Origin of the sequence: Bacteroides eggerthii, assembly GCF_025146565.1 — a bacterium.
Lineage (GTDB): Bacteria > Bacteroidota > Bacteroidia > Bacteroidales > Bacteroidaceae > Bacteroides > Bacteroides eggerthii.
On record NZ_CP102258.1, the window covers coordinates 1,322,103 to 1,337,901 of the forward strand.

Sequence of the window (15,799 nt, forward strand, 5' to 3'; positions counted from 1 at the left end):
GTTATCGTCGTAGTTTGATTCCTACATCGTTGATGCCGGGTAGAATCTCATCCGGTAATGTATAAGCTATCTTGAAGAGGTAATTGCCGGACCTCCCTATTTTGATGCTGCCGGCGGAGAATGCCGATTGATATAAACCACCCCAGCCGTCTCCTTTCCAGATTCCTTCTTTGCTGGCTAAGACGGCTTTCAGCGTGTCTACCTGTACTCTTTTGCTTTCCGGATCTTCGTAACCGACCGACAGGTTTATGTTTTGATAAGGATAGGTGTTTCGGTTTCGGATTTCTACGGTCAGTTTGTAGTAAGTCTGTGAGTCGGGCACAGCGACATCAAAAAACAATGTGTCCTGTCTTTTCCAACCTTCTTGGGGAACAGACCGGAAAGCATGATATACAGTCTGTTTATCGCAAGCGCCCAATGCGCCTACGATAAACAGCAGAATGATATATTTCAGATGTTTTGTTTTATTCTTGAACCGGTTTGTCATCTCGAACAGGTTTATCCCCTTGGGGTTTAGGTTTGTTGTTGTGAGGGCGCTTGCGGTTATTGTTGTTCCGTTGCGGGCGTCTCTCATCTCCTTGTGCCCGTTTCTCATTCCCTTGAGGTTTGGACTGCTGTTCTTGCGGTTGCGGGGTGGCTGGTTGTTCGCTGCCTTGGGGCCGGTTATTGGAACTTTTTTTCTTCTTTTTGTTCCGGTTTCCATTATTATTCCCGTTACCGTTGTTGCCGTCTCCGCTATTTTTGTTTTTGCGGTTGCGGTCGAAGCGGGTCAGACTTTCCTGTTCCAGCAAGTCCACCGGCTTCTTAGGTTCGGAGCGGTGTGTTTCCTCCAATAGATAATCCGGCTTGATTCCTCTTTTATTCAGGCCGATAACTTCAAAGGCGCGCCTGCCGCTGATTGTGACCAGATTGGCCGGAATGTTTTTATCAGTGGAATAGGTTATCTGATTGTTGAGGATATCAGCTTTGAAGAAATAGAAAACACCGTCTTTGGTTTCCAACTCGATTTCTTTGGAAGGCAGGCGTTTTTGTGCTTCCACATAGCAATCTACTTCGTAGTTGAGACAGCATTTCAATTTGGCGCATTGTCCGGCCAGTTTCTGCGGATTCAGTGAGATGTCCTGAAAGCGGGCTGCACTGGTCGATACGGAAACAAAGGACGTCATCCACGTAGCGCAGCACAGCTCACGACCACAAGGTCCGATACCGCCGATGCGGCCGGCTTCTTGGCGGGCACCGATCTGTTTCATTTCGATGCGCACGTGAAAAGCGTCGGCAAGCACCTTAATTAGTTGGCGGAAGTCTACGCGTTCATCGGCAATGTAGTAGAAAATAGCTTTGTTGCCGTCTCCTTGATATTCCACATCACCGATTTTCATGTTGAGGTTGAGGTCGAGGGCTATCTGGCGGGCACGAATCATTGTGCTGTGCTCACGTGCTTTCGCTTCATTGTACTTATCCATATCCACCTGTTTGGCTTTGCGGTAGATACGTTTTATGTCCGCTTCCGACTTTATATTTGCTTTGCGCATTTGTAACGGGACGAGCCGGCCGGTGAGGGTCACCACGCCTATATCATGTCCGGGAGTAGCTTCTACCGCCACTATATCACCTTTTTCCAAAGGTATTTTATTGCTGTTGCGGAAGTAACCTTTACGGGTGTTTTTAAACTGGATTTCCACCATTTCCGATTCTTCTGCATTGCCGGGAATGTCGGCAAGCCAATCATAGGTGTTCAGTTGCTTGTCTTGCCTGCCGCAGCTTTTACAGCAGAGACCGCCGCTTCCGTTATGTAGTTTAAATTCCATCTCTTTCTTTATTTATTTACGATTCAAATTCTCTTTATATTAATTCTCTTATCTTATTGTTTTATCATCCCATCATTTGGAAATATCCTCCTACGATATTTTTTTCTCACTGTTTCAATAATACAATCATTTTCAGGGAGAAATCAAAGAATACCATGCGGGCGTTCACGTTCTGCTCAATGTGTATCTGCGCTTCACTTAGTTCGTCCATGATTCCTATCACATTACGTTCGTTGACAAACGGGGCAAAGCGGGTGGCGAAGTTCTGTTCGGGCAGAGTCATGTAATTCATTTCTTTCCGGTGTAGGTTATAGATGAAGTTTTCCCGTATCATGCGCTGGCAATATTCCAGAAAGTTCTTTTGACGTTCGCGTCCCATTGCAGCCAGTTGCTCGCTCCATTGTTTCATCTCCCGTATTTTTCGTTGATAGGAAAGACGCATTAGGCTGATGAACAGATTAAAAAAGAGTTCGTTCTCTTCGTTCAGGTGGATCGTCTCCAATGCTTTGATGAAGTTCCCATTTGCCAGATGCGCTATGGTCTGGCTGTCTATGGGCTGTACGCCATACTTTCGTTGCAAGGCGTCTGCTATGCTCGTTTCCTCTATTTTGCGGATATTGAAACGCTGTGTACGGCTGAGGATAGTGGACAATATCATCTCGGGAGCTTCGGATACCAGAAGAAATACCGTTTTTTCAGGAGGCTCTTCCAATAATTTTAATAATTTGTTGGCACAGACTTCATGCATCTTTTCCGGCAGCCATACGATAGTCACCTTATATCCGCCTTCACTGGATTTCAAACTGAGTTTACGGGTGATTTCATCGCTTTCCTTTGCGTAGATAATTGCCTGCCCGTTTTCCGCTCCCATTGCGTTCAACCAATGGTTCAGCGAAAAATAAGGATTGTTCAGCACAAAGTGTCTCCAATCGGCTATGTAGTCGTCACAGACTTCCTTCTTCCCTTTGGCGCTTTTCACTATGGGGAATACGAAGTGTACGTCCGGATGTACCAGTTTATTCCATTTTACACACGAGGGACACGTACCGCATGCGTCAGTCTCCGTACGGTTCGGGCAACAGATATAACGGGCGTAAGCCAAAGCAAGCGGAAGTTTTCCGGTTCCTGCCGGGCCGCAGAAAAGTTGTGCATGAGGGATACGTCCTTCCTGCACTTCTTGTATCAATCGCTGTTTGGCTGCTTCCTGGCCGATTACATCTTTAAAAAACACGACGGTGATATTTAAGTTAATAAATTTGTCTGGCTACTTCCTTTATGCTGTTTACCGCGCCTATGGAATAGAAATGAATACTGGGAATATGGTGTTTCATTAATTCCTTGCATTGCTGTACGCACCATTCAATGCCCACTTGTTGCGCTTCGGCGTCATTCTTGCATTTCAATACTTCTTTTGTCAGCTCTTCGGGTAGGTCCACTTTGAATGTTTTGGGTATCATACTGAGTTGCGACAACTTTTTAAATGGCTTGATGCCCGGTATGATAGGGATGGTAACTCCTGCTTGGCGGGCACGTTCCACAAAATCGAAATATTTCCGGTTGTCGTAGAATAATTGGGTAACGGCATATTCTGCTCCGTTTTCCATTTTCTTTTTCAGCCAATAGATATCCGTATCGATGTTGGGAGCCTCTTCGTGCTTTTCCGGATAGCAGGCTACTCCGTATGAAAAGGGGGTATTTGTTACCGTCATTTCGGAACCATCTACAAAAATGCCCTTATTGAACTGATTAATCTGATCTTGCAACTCAATGGCATGCAGGTAACCGTTGCTTTCGGGCGTAAAAGCGGATTCATGCTTCGCCTTGTCTCCGCGCAGCACCAAAAGGTCTGTAATATTTAGAAACTGCAGGTCGAGCAATACGTATTCGGTATCTTCACGACTGAAGCCGCTGCAAAGAATATGCGGTACCACCGTTATATTATATTTGTTTTGGATGGCTGCGGCAACAGATACGGTGCCCGGACGGCGGCGAAGTCTGTTGCGTTGGAACAGTCCGTTGCCGAGGTCTTTATACACGTACTCGCTGCGGTGTGTGGTTATATTGATGTATTTAGGGTCAAATTCCCGTAATGTATCTATCGTTTCGTACAACTTTTCGATGCCTGTGCCCTTCAGCGGGGGCAATATCTCAAAAGAAAAAGCTGTTTTTTCGTTACTGTTTATCAGATCGATTACTCTCATTTCTTCTTCGTTGTCTTTGTCTAATTGGCAAAATCCTTGCACATTGGGAACAAAAATACGAAAAAGAAATGAGAAATGCCCCGAAGGACAGGCTATTCTTTTATGCAACGGACGGAAAATCCGTTATAGTACTTCTTACCTTCCGGTTTGACGGAGTTTTTAAATTCAATGTCATTATTGCTGTTTGTGATTATCACTACTTTGTCCAATTGTTCCTGCATGCCGTTGCGTGTCCAATAGGCGGTTGATGAGGCCGGGTTTACTAAAGTTGTTGCATTATCTCTTTCCAGCAGCAATCCTTTGGGGGCAATGCCGAATCCTGTCTCATTTGTCGCCGGGTTGGTATCAGAACTCCATGTTCCTGTTTTTTTCAGTGCGGAAGCATTTCCGGCTATGTACTCTTTTAACCTGTTCCAATCATTGTCCGACGGTATTCTCCAGTCCAGTGGAGCTAATTTGCCGGTAAGTACCGCCTCGCCGTTATAAAGCAGGAAGCCGGGAACGGAATATTGGAAACATCTGTCTCCTGTTCCTAATATCTTTTGTATAGGGATGTTTTTACTGTCGTTGTAGTAGGCGGTTTGCAGATCCTCTCTCATCCAGTATTGTGTTCCTATTTTTACGATAGGATAAGATTGCAATATTCCGTTCCGTATATCTCTGATTGTGTAGCTGCTTACATTGACAGTCAATGCTTTGTCGGGCTTTTCTGTAACAATCTTCAGGTCTCCGTCGATGTAGAATTTTTCAATGGGGCCGGAGTGTCCACCTGTATAAGCCAGTGAGTTGTCCGTTTCATTCCAGCTTACTTTGCCGCCATGCGTTGCGGCGGTTTTGTCGGGCAGTTGTAAAACGGTTCCATTGTTCAGGTCGGTCCGACCGTTGTCCGATACGGGGTAGACCACAATGGCTTTGGAATTTATTGCATCATCGGCAGGGGTATGGAGATATTCCCGGCAGATCTCTGCTACCGGTTTCCCCTGGCGATATACTCTATATACACCGGATGTCTTGAACGACAAAGAGGCTGTGTGGATAGCAGTGATGTCATATTCATTTTCGCTGTCTCCTTGTTCGCTTGCTCCCCATTCTTTGATGCTGGCGATTACGCCGGTCAGGGATTCGCCGGCATTTTGTAATGCGTTGATCTGGATTTCCAATTCCGTATCTTCTTTGATAATGGCTGAGGGCAGGGAGCAGGCATAGATTTTACCGTTCCATTCTAAGCTGAAAGCCTGTTTGCTGTCGGAATGTGTTTGCGGAATGACAATGAACTCTTTACCGGACAGTCCGTTGCCGGTCTCCTTCCATACGCCGGAAGGTATAATGTCCGTTTCACTTTCTTCATCCACTTCGGATAGTTCGTCCGATTGCAGGTCGTATAGCGCCTGTGTCCTGAAGCCGGTAGCTATGATCCGGGGATTGGCTTTGAGCATATCATTTACGTTCTCTCCGTCTTTGGGAGTAAGAACTATTTTTATTTTTGCAAATTGATGCTTGTAGGTCAGTCTTACGGCTTCTTTACTGTTGGCAATGTTTTCGGTTCGTGCTGTCATGAAATCGGATAAGCTGTAATTGGAGGATTTGCTCTGATCCGCCTGTACTGTGACATGCAGTAAAGAACTGCCTCCGCCCATTCCGGCTGCCTGATAGGGATAATAGCTTATAAAATCCAGAGTGGCATCTCCTTCCGGATAGAAAACTTCTTTTTTGGGAATCAGTGTTGTCCCTTCACCACATTCCAAAAGCAGGTTGTCGATGTAACGCTGTTCGCTTAAGCCGTTACCGGTCAGCATGGCAAATACACCCATTCTGTCTCCGGTCTCAAATGTGTTTTTCGTTATTTTAGTGTTGCCCTTGCTCGCTTTTGCAACAAAGGAGATGGGAATATTGCTTTCCCGGATTTCATCATTGATTTGATTGACGCAAGAAACAGCCGCTATGGCAAAAACAAAACACAACAGAATACTGCCTTTCTTGAAAAGGTCTTTTTGGTTTTTCATATATAATAATTTGTAAGACGGAAATCTTCCCGTCTTTGGTTCATTCTCAAATACTTGTGTGTGTCGAGAAATTTAGATTGAGAGGAACCGCAATTATATAAGAAAGTTATTTACTCTTTCTGCTGCTTGCCAGCCGTTGTCACAATTGATTGCTTGGCCTTTTCTTTCTTCTTTTTTGGCACATATAGGTAGATACAGACCGCAAATATATATTAATATTTCGTATCGGCTATTCTAATTCAACAAAAACTTCTGCCAATTATTTACGGCACTCTGATTTTTTATCTAACTTTACACGCTAAAATCGTAAACAGTAATTAGTTAAACCATAGAACAGAGCTTATGCCTTTAAATTTACCCGATAAACTTCCCGCGATAGAGCTGCTGAAAGAGGAAAATATATTCGTTATTGATAATTCGCGTGCAACCCAGCAGGACATTCGTCCGCTACGGATTGTTATACTGAATCTGATGCCGCTGAAGATTACGACGGAGACCGATTTGGTGCGTTTGCTTTCCAACACTCCGTTGCAGGTGGAAATCTCATTCATGAAAATCAAAAGCCATACTTCCAAGAACACTCCGATAGAGCATATGAAAGCTTTCTATACGGACTTTGACAAGATGCGCGACGAGAAATACGACGGTATGATTATTACCGGCGCTCCTGTGGAACAGATGGACTTTGAGGAAGTGACCTATTGGGATGAGATAACCGGAATATTCGATTGGGCGCGTACGCATGTCACGTCCACTCTTTATATCTGCTGGGCGGCGCAAGCCGGGCTCTACCACCATTATGGCGTGCCCAAATATCCGTTGGATGCGAAGATGTTCGGCATATTCGAACATCGTACCTTGCAACCTTTGTATCCTATCTTTCGTGGTTTTGACGATGTGTTCTATGTCCCCCACAGCCGTCATACGGAGATCCGCAAGGAAGATATTCTGAAGGTTCCCGAGCTGACCCTGCTTTCGGAGTCGGAAGATGCGGGAGTGTATATGGTGATGGCGCGTAACGGACGTGAGTTTTTTGTGACCGGCCATTCCGAATATTCTCCTTTGACGCTCGATACGGAATACCGTCGTGACCTGAGTAAGGGACTACCCATTGATATGCCCCGCAATTACTATGTGGACGATGATCCTGACAAGGGGGTGTTGGTGCGTTGGCGGGCTCATGCCAACCTATTGTTCTCCAACTGGCTGAACTACTTTGTATATCAGGAAACTCCGTTCAATATTGAAGAGATCAAGTAATAATCCCGAAAACTCTGTGGAACTCAGTGTCCCTCTGTGGTGAAAATATGATAAAGCAACGAAAAATAGAACTGTTGGCTCCTGCCAAAAATTTAGAGTGTGGCATTGAGGCTGTCAATCATGGTGCGGATGCGGTGTATATAGGTGCGCCGAAGTTTGGTGCGCGTGCGGCAGCTGTCAATTCCCTGGAAGATATTTCCGCTTTGGCAGAGTATGCCCATTTGTATAATGTACGTGTTTATGTTACGGTGAATACGATCTTGAAAGAAGAAGAACTTGCCGAAACGGAACGGATGATTTGGGATTTGTACCGTATCGGTGTGGATGCGTTGATAGTCCAGGACATGGGGATTACCCGTTTGAACCTGCCGCCTATACCTTTGCATGGCAGTACGCAAATGGACAACCGTACACCGGAGAAGGTTCGTTTCCTGACGGATGCCGGCTTTCGTCAGGTGGTATTGGCGCGCGAGCTTTCACTGCACGAGATACGCAATATCCACGAGGCTTGTCCGGAGACGCCTTTGGAGGTCTTTGTGCATGGTGCGCTTTGTGTGAGTTACAGTGGCCAGTGCTACGTCAGTCAGGCGTGTTTCGGCAGAAGTGCCAATCGGGGGGAGTGCGCACAGTTCTGCCGCCTTCCGTTTAGCTTGGTAGATGCTGACGGAAAAACAATCGTACGTGACAAGCACTTGCTTTCTCTGAAAGACTTGAATCAAAGTGAAGTTCTGGAAGATCTGTTGGATGCCGGAGCTTCTTCTCTGAAGATAGAAGGGCGGCTGAAGGATGTTTCCTATGTGAAGAATGTCACAGCTGCCTACCGCCAAAAGCTGGATGCCATATTTGCCCGTCGTAGAGAGTATGTACGCGCTTCTTCGGGCAGTTGCCGCTTCGATTTCGTTCCTCAGCTGGACAAGAGCTTCAGCCGCGGTTTTACCCACTACTTCTTGCAAGGCCGCGAACGGGAGATATCCTCTTTCGATACGCCGAAATCCCTGGGTGAGGAAATGGGAACGATGAAGGAGCAACGCGGCAATTACCTTACCGTAGCCGGGGTGAAGCCTTTCCATAACGGAGACGGTGTTTGTTTCCTTGATGAGCAGGGCCGTTTGAAAGGTTTCCGTATCAACCGGGTGGATGGCAACAAACTCTATCCGGCAGGCGAAGTGCCCCGCATCAAACCGCGTACCCGTCTCTATCGAAATTTCGATCAGGAGTTTGAACGCATCCTTTCCCGCAAGTCTGCCGAACGCAAAATAGGCATTGAGTGGGAACTGGCAGATACCCCTTCGGGCTTTGCCCTGACTGCCGCAGATGAAGACGGGAATCGTGTGACATTGTCATTCCCCTGTTCAAAAGAGCTGGCGCGTACTCCGCAACAGGAGCATCTGCGTACCCAGCTTGGCAAATTAGGTAACACCCCTTTTGAGGTCGTGGCTTTGGGAGGTATGGACGATACTTCTGTGAAGGCTGCTCCCGCTGTTGTGATCAACCTGTCGCATAACTGGTTCATACCGGCTTCGGTGATAGCAGATTGGCGTCGCCAAGTGACAGACAGGCTGATAGCGGCCCGCCGTATCACTTACCGTCGTGAACTGCATGTCTGGAAACCTACCCGGCATTGTTTCCCGATGAAGTCCCTGACATATTTGGGGAATGTGATGAATACATCCGCCCGTAGCTTTTATCTGGAGCATGGGGTTGTTTCCGTAGAACCGGCATACGAGAAGCAGGCCGTACCGGAAGCCGTACTGATGTTCTGTAAGCATTGCCTGCGTTATAGCATGGGCTGGTGTCCTACGCATCAAAAGGGACACTCTCCATACCGGGAACCTTATTACTTGGTCGGGACGGACGGTAAGCGTTTCCGCCTGACTTTTGACTGTAAGAACTGCCAAATGAAGGTGAGCGGAGAGTGAGACGGGAGGTTTGAAGCAGAAAGCATGAAGTATGGGATATAACGGACGAAGAGTATAAAACATAGGATATAACAAATAAGATGTGGGAGATGCATAAAGCAGAATTAAATAGGAGCAACCGTAAGCATAACGTTACTGTACGCAGTGTGTCCCGTACCTTATGCCTTATACTGCATCCGCTATATCTCCTGCTTTTACTTCTGCCTTGTCTTGCCTCTTGCCATTATCCCCGTCCCGACTTGGAAAACAGGGAGCTGGGGGAGAGGACGCGCGATTCGTTGAGGTATCTGTACGAACGCCATTATACGTGGGATACAAATTTGGAACTACTGGATGACTCGGTAACTATCGCCTGCCTGCCTGTAAAGGATTGCTATAACACATTGTACAGGGGCGACAGGGTTGTGGTAGCGGAGTTTGCCATTCATCCGGCAGACAGTGTGGATAGCGTATGGGTGAAGCTCGCCCATTCACAGGAGGTACAGGGGTGGATTCGGGAAAAGGATATGATGCGGGCATTTGTCCCTACGGACAGCATCTCACAGGCCATTTACCTGTTCAGTGAGACGCATGCTTCTTATTTCATCGTAATCTTTGCATTGTTTGTGGCGGTATGGCTGTTTCGTGCGTTCCGGCGCAAGCAGTTGCAAATGGTCTGCTTCAATGATATAGACAGCGTATACCCGCTGTTGCTGTGCTTGCTGCTGGCATTCAGCGCTACGGTGTACGAGTCTATGCAGGTATTTGTGCCGGAGACGTGGCAGCATTTTTATTTCAATCCTACGCTTTCGCCGTTTAGGGTTCCGTTGGTGCTTTCTGTTTTCCTGATGAGCCTTTGGATGTTCGTCATTGTCTTGCTGGCGGTGCTCGACGATTTGTTCCGTCTGCTGAGTCCGGCGGCGGCTGTGTTCTATCTGCTGGGGCTGGCTTCCTGTTGTATCTTCTGTTATTTCTTCTTTATATTGACTACGCAGATATATATCGGATATTTGTTTATTGCCGTATTCGTGTGCGTGTTCTTCAGGAAGCTGCGCTCATCGTTGGCGGCATCCCGTTATCGTTGCGGCAATTGCGGACAAAAGATAGGGACGAAAGGCGTTTGTCCGCATTGCGGGGCAATCAACGAGTAGGAATTCCATTCTTGCCGAAAGGGTTTGTTCCTCTGTCGGCTAAAACCTGCAACGCAGTTCGATGCCTGCCTGGATGGGACGTCCTTTCTGCATGAACCCGTTGCCCATACTCTCAAAGTAGAAAGCGGCATAATCCTTGTCCAAAGCATTGCGCACCCAGAGGTCTATCTGCCCGCGTCCCTTTTGAAAGCTGACGCGGCCGTTCAGAGTGCCGTAGAAAGACTGGCTGACGGTATTTTCTTCTGTCCAGTAGATGCGTCCCGCACCGGTATAGTTGACATTCAGTTGGATGCGGTCCAGCCAATATCCCGCATTGATGCGGAAGATGTACTGTCCGCCTACGGTCAGCGTGTGTTTGGGGACGAAGGGCACGTAATGGCCGTTGTAGCTCACTTCCTGAAGTTGCCCGTTTACGCGGGCATTGGTGGCGTAATCCTTGAAAGTGGCATACGTGTAGCCATAGCTGGTGTTCACCGTAAAATCGGTGGTAATTGCTGCGGCCAGGGCAAGCTCGGCGCCCAGACTGCGGCTTTTGCCTGCATTCACCGTTTCGCGCCCTAAGCCGCTTGCTCCTGCGAAGCGTGAGATCTGTTGGTCGCGTGTCTCCAGCCAGAAGAATGCGGCGTCGGTACGCAGGCGGTTATTGAAAAGGTTCAGGTGAGTTCCTACTTCATAGTTCCACGTCTGCTCCGGCTTATACTCGGTGGCGGAACGAGCGTCGGGATTCTTGCCCGCATCGGGGAACTTTTCACTGATGAGATCCTTGTAAGACGCACCGGGAGAGTTCTCTATGGCTTTCAGGACTTCTTCTTTCGTCTGTCTCATCATGTCGTTCTTCAAGCTCGATTGCAATAGGTCGGAGAACATCTGAATGTTGTATCCGCCCGAACGGTAGCCTTTGCTTACGGTTGCGTAGACATTGCCCAGATTGTCTTTGAAATCATATTGGAGGGCGAACTTAGGCAACAGTTGCAGGTAGTCTTTGTCGATGGAGCCCTGATAGCGCGACTGTACGGTGAGTGACGTTTCGGGCATCATCGGTATCTCTTTGATAATTTGTCCGCCACGTACCATTTCTCCCTTGATGCCTACCGTATAGTCCATTGCAGTACCGGAGTTGTAGTTCATCTTCATCTTTTCATAATCCAGGCGCAATCCGGCTGTGAAAGACAGTCCCCTCAGGCCGAACAGGTCCCTGAATGTAGATTGGTGGAACAATGCTCCGTTGAGAAGCGGCGTGTCGAAATCGCCGTTGATGAGCAAATCGTTGCCGCCGAGTTGGAGGGAGGGTAATATGTTCAGCCCCATGCCCGGCATCATGGTGACTTCAATCTTGGAAGGGATTACACTGCCCAGCATCTGGTCCAGCATGTCCATGCCGTCTTTTCTGAATGTCACCGGGGCATCGGTTTTCAGCCATTGGTAGAAGCCGAATACCCCCGTAGCCCATTGCCAGCGTCCGTTGCCTTTGCTTTTCATCACCAGTTCTTCGCTCAATGTGTGGATGCGTTGTTTTTGTTCCAGTGTATAAATGTCTTTTGCTGTAAAGTCCTGGTCGATGGACATGCGGTCTTTCAAGAACTGATAACCCGTTACGGCGCTTAGCGTAAAGTGCTGTGCCTGATATTCAAGGTTCAGGCCTGCGTTCATCAGGTTGCGGTAGTAGTCGCTTTCGCGGTTGTTGGAGATTGTGCCGACGTAGGGCTTCATCTCTTCGCTTTGGGCGGCGGGGTTTACGCTGCCTGTGTAGTAGTACGGATAGCCGCCCTGGTCGCTATATTCATAGCTCACGTTCAAGTCAGCTTTCCAGTTGTCGGAGGGCAGGTAGATACCGCGGAAGCGTCCGCCGGCGGACTGTCCTTTATCTATCTTCTTGTTGTTCAGGGCGGCATTGCGGAAGAAACCGCCTTCGTAGTCATAGAAGCCGCCGGTGGAGAAGGCGAAACGCTCGGATACCCGGTGGTAATGGGTCAGCGAGGTATTGTAGGCATTGTGCGTGCCTGCACCCATGCGGAAGTCTGTCCCTTGATAGGAGAAAGGCGATTTGGTGTGGATCTTAATCAGTCCCCCCATTGCATTGCGCCCGTACAGTGTTCCTTGCGGGCCGCGCAGCACGTCAATGCGTTCGATGTCGGAGTAGTCGAAGTCGAAAGCGGACTTGTCGATGTAGGGGATATTGTCCACATACAGGCCGATGGAGGGTGTGTTGATGCGTGAGCCGATGCCGCGGATATAGACGGCGGAGGTCAGGCGTGAACCGTAGTCGGGGATGAACATGTTGGGTACAAGTCCCGTCAGGTTCTTGATGGAGTTGACTTGGGCTGCCTGCATATCCTGTTGTGAGAGCAGGGTGACGGCTGTGGGCTGCTCGCGAAGTTTCCGGTTCTCTTTGGGTGCTGCAATGACGAGTATCTCTTCTACGTCTACTACTTTCAAGGTGTCCAGCTCTTCCGCAAGCATGTTGCCGGAAGTGAGGAGCATCAAAATCAGGGTGATAATCTTATATTGTTTCATAACTGGTTTTATTTCGGTTGCAAAGTAACGCGAAATCTCCAGTATGTGCAATCCTAATTTATGAGGATTATGGTTAGTTTTCGCTGATCATTTCATCACTGTCCACCGGCTTCATATTCTGTCCGCGTCGACATATCCATGCATCACAGCATAGATGGTCAGTCCCGATACAGACTTGATGCCCAGTTTCTCCACGATATTCTTGCGGTGGGTGATGACGGTGGTCAGACTGATGTTCAGTTTGTCGGCAATCTCTTTGTTGATGAGCCCTTTGGTAATGAGCGCCAGCACTTCTATTTCGCGGGCGGAGAGGTCGTGGTTATCGGGGGTGTTGGCGGCGACATGCCCTTGCTGATGTCCGTAGCGGTGCAGCCGTAGAATATCTTTGATGAGGCTTTTCTCGTCCTGGTAGATGTTCAGGGTAGGTACTCCCGACAGCTGTGGCTGGTTGTCGCCGCCTGCCAATACGATGGTTTTGGGTTTGCGGGGCAGGAAGAACGCGGTATGTTCGAAATATATCTGGGAAGCGATGAAGTAATGGGCATACATATCGGGTGTGTCGTCCATAAGTTCGGCAAAGGAATGGAACACACGTATGGTAGCCATCGGGATGATCTCTTCCAGAAGGTTCTGCAGCCCCAAAGAGGTAAGTGTGTTGGGAGCGACGATTGCTATTTCAGGGGTTGTCATAAGGATACAGGGTTTGCCCGCAAAAGTACGGATTATTTTTGTATCCTCCTTGCAATACTAAGGAAATGAATTTTGCCGAAACGAAGAACTCTGTCGCTATATTATTTGTTAGTAGTTGATAACTAACTTAAAACCTTAACGTTATGAGATATGATATAGCTATTATCGGCGGCGGGCCTGCCGGATATACGGCTGCCGAGAGAGCAGCTGCCGGCGGTCTGAAAACCGTCTTGTTTGAAAAGAAAGCCATAGGCGGCGTATGCCTGAACGAGGGATGTATTCCCACAAAAACACTGTTGTATTCTGCCAAGCTGTGGGATACGATGAAAGGTGCTGCCAAGTACGGCATTACCGTTCCCGATGCGCCCGCTTTCGATATGGGAAAGATTATCGACCGTAAAGATAAAGTTGTGAAGAAGCTGACGGGCGGCGTGAAGATGACGGTCGGTTCGTATGGAGTCGCCATTGTGGAAAAAGAAGCTGTGATAGCGGGTGAGGAGAATGGAATGTTCCGCATCGTGGCGGGTGGCGAAACCTATGAAGCCACTTACCTGCTGGTGTGTACCGGTTCCGATACGGTTATTCCGCCTATACCGGGATTGTCCGATACGGATTACTGGACTTCCAAAGAAGCGCTCGAAAGTAAGGAACTTCCCCGGTCGCTGGTTATCATCGGCGGCGGTGTCATCGGCATGGAGTTTGCCTCCTTCTTCAATAGTATGGGGGTGAAGGTGAGCGTGGTTGAAATGATGCCCGAAATATTAGGGGCAATGGACAAGGAGACCGCTGGCATGCTGCGTTCGGAGTATTTGAAGCGTGGCGTCAACTTCTATTTGGGCACGAAAGTGACGGCTGTGTCCCATGAAGGGGTGACCGTTGAAAAAGACGGCAAGGCTTCGCTGATAGAGGCCGGGAAAATTTTGGTAAGCGTAGGGCGCAAGGCAAACCTCGGCCAAGCAGGGCTGGATAAGCTGAATGTCGAACTGTTGCGTAACGGTGTGAAAGTGGATGAGCACATGCAGACCTCCCATCCTCGTGTTTATGCCTGTGGCGACATAACAGGCCGTTCCATGCTGGCGCATACGGCAATTCGTGAGAGTGAGGTGGCGGTTAATCACATTCTGGGAGTGGAGGATGCGATGAACTACGACTGCATACCGGGTGTGGTCTATACCAATCCGGAAGTTGCCGGGGTGGGAAAGACCGAAGAGGAACTGAAAGCACTCGGTACCGGTTATCACATACAGAAGCTGCCTATGGCGTATTCCGGTCGTTTTGTTGCCGAGAACGAGCTGGGCAATGGATTGTGCAAACTGGTGCTGGATGACGGCGACCGTATCATCGGCTGCCATTTGTTGGGCAATCCGTCATCGGAAATTATTGTGGCGGCGGGCATTGCCGTTCAGCATGGATATACGGTGGAGGAGTTCCAGAAGAGCGTATTCCCGCATCCCACGGTGGGAGAGATCTTTCACGAAACACTTTTTGCGTGATGTTCTGTATCGATAACCGCTGTACGGATGTGTATTTCAATCTGGCGGCAGAAGAATATCTCCTGAAGAAAAAGAAGGACAACTTCTTTATGATGTGGCAGTCCGTCCCTTCTGTGGTGATAGGAAAGCATCAGAGTGTGCGGAAGGAAGTGGATGAGAAGTATATACACGAGAATAATATCCTGTTGGCACGCCGCTTTTCCGGTGGCGGGGCGGTTTACCATGACGAGGGCAACCTCAATCTGAGCTTTATGGAAACGGTGGAGCGTCCCGACTTCGAATACTACTTGCAGCAGACGGTGGACTTTCTCGAAAGCCTCGGCATAGTGGCGTACACCGACAAGCGGATGGGCATTTATGTAGACGATCGGAAAGTGTCGGGCAGTGCGCAGTGCATCCATAAGAACAGGGTGATGTATCATTGTACCCTGCTGTATTCCGCCAATCTGCAAGCGCTGGATGCCGCATTGTGCGGAAGGAGCGACGGAGAGGACCTGCTGCCCAGTTCGCGTGTGTTGCGGGCCGTTCCTTCGGTACGCAGTGCGGTGGCGAATATCAGTGAGTATCTGCTGCCTGCCGTACCTCTGAAGCGCTTTGCCCGTTTGCTGTTCCACTTCTTCTTTGAGGGAGGAGATAACCGCGTCTATCGTTTTACTCCTGAGGACTTGGCGGCGATCGGGCAATTAAAAGCAGAAAAGTATGCTTGTGGAGAGTGGATATACGATAGGGTGGCATTAGCTCCGGCGTAGGGAAAACCTTACTTCCGGATGATTTGTTTATT

The 15,799-nt window shown here is 48.5% G+C and carries 12 protein-coding genes; 5 read left to right on the plus strand and 7 right to left on the minus strand.

From position 1 onward, the window contains the following. Position 1: 1 nt before the first annotated feature. From NQ546_RS05195 to NQ546_RS05215, 5 genes are all read right to left on the minus strand, one after another. Positions 2-487 carry a gliding motility lipoprotein GldH gene (locus NQ546_RS05195; protein ID WP_004288965.1) on the minus strand — a complete coding sequence of 162 codons (486 nt, stop codon included), beginning with the start codon at positions 485-487 and terminating at the stop codon, positions 2-4. Then, complete coding sequence (locus NQ546_RS05200) at positions 465-1,808, minus strand: PSP1 domain-containing protein (RefSeq protein WP_004288966.1); 1,344 nt, start codon at positions 1,806-1,808, stop codon at positions 465-467. Before NQ546_RS05200 ends, NQ546_RS05195 begins: the two co-directional genes overlap by 23 nt. A 106-nt stretch (positions 1,809-1,914) precedes the next feature. Next, positions 1,915-3,039, minus strand: coding sequence for a DNA polymerase III subunit (locus NQ546_RS05205; RefSeq protein WP_004288967.1), 1,125 nt, complete (start codon positions 3,037-3,039; stop codon positions 1,915-1,917). 16 nt (positions 3,040-3,055) lie between these two features. Then, positions 3,056-4,009, minus strand: coding sequence for a methylenetetrahydrofolate reductase [NAD(P)H] (gene metF, locus NQ546_RS05210; RefSeq protein WP_029429308.1), 954 nt, complete (start codon positions 4,007-4,009; stop codon positions 3,056-3,058). Between the two features lie 92 nt (positions 4,010-4,101). Continuing rightward, a complete protein-coding gene (locus tag NQ546_RS05215; RefSeq protein ID WP_004288969.1) occupies positions 4,102-6,012 on the minus strand; it encodes a fimbrillin family protein in 1,911 nt (636 codons plus the stop codon). 342 nt (positions 6,013-6,354) lie between these two features. Between NQ546_RS05215 and metA the strand changes: the two genes are divergently transcribed. The 3 genes from metA (at position 6,355) to NQ546_RS05230 (ending at position 10,321) form a co-directional block, all read left to right on the plus strand. Continuing rightward, positions 6,355-7,272 carry a homoserine O-acetyltransferase MetA gene (gene metA, locus NQ546_RS05220; RefSeq protein WP_004288970.1) on the plus strand — a complete coding sequence of 306 codons (918 nt, stop codon included), beginning with the start codon at positions 6,355-6,357 and terminating at the stop codon, positions 7,270-7,272. 47 nt (positions 7,273-7,319) lie between these two features. Beyond that, positions 7,320-9,191 carry a peptidase U32 family protein gene (locus NQ546_RS05225; protein WP_004288971.1) on the plus strand — a complete coding sequence of 624 codons (1,872 nt, stop codon included), beginning with the start codon at positions 7,320-7,322 and terminating at the stop codon, positions 9,189-9,191. 80 nt (positions 9,192-9,271) lie between these two features. Further along, positions 9,272-10,321, plus strand: a complete 1,050-nt coding sequence (locus tag NQ546_RS05230) for a hypothetical protein (RefSeq protein WP_004288972.1) — start codon at positions 9,272-9,274, stop codon at positions 10,319-10,321. Between the two features lie 39 nt (positions 10,322-10,360). Here the strand turns inward: NQ546_RS05230 and NQ546_RS05235 are convergent, their stop codons facing one another. Beyond that, positions 10,361-12,835, minus strand: coding sequence for a TonB-dependent receptor (locus NQ546_RS05235; protein WP_004288973.1), 2,475 nt, complete (start codon positions 12,833-12,835; stop codon positions 10,361-10,363). Between the two features lie 111 nt (positions 12,836-12,946). Beyond that, entirely contained in the window at positions 12,947-13,525 is a 579-nt protein-coding gene (locus NQ546_RS05240) for a helix-turn-helix transcriptional regulator (RefSeq protein WP_004288974.1), read from the minus strand. 143 nt (positions 13,526-13,668) lie between these two features. Here NQ546_RS05240 and lpdA point away from each other — a divergent pair, with 143 nt between their 5' ends. Beyond that, positions 13,669-15,018, plus strand: a complete 1,350-nt coding sequence (gene lpdA, locus NQ546_RS05245; RefSeq protein ID WP_004288975.1) for a dihydrolipoyl dehydrogenase — start codon at positions 13,669-13,671, stop codon at positions 15,016-15,018. Next, positions 15,018-15,767, plus strand: a complete 750-nt coding sequence (locus tag NQ546_RS05250) for a lipoate--protein ligase family protein (protein WP_004288976.1) — start codon at positions 15,018-15,020, stop codon at positions 15,765-15,767. Before lpdA ends, NQ546_RS05250 begins: the two co-directional genes overlap by 1 nt. The last annotated feature ends 32 nt before the right edge of the window (positions 15,768-15,799 follow it).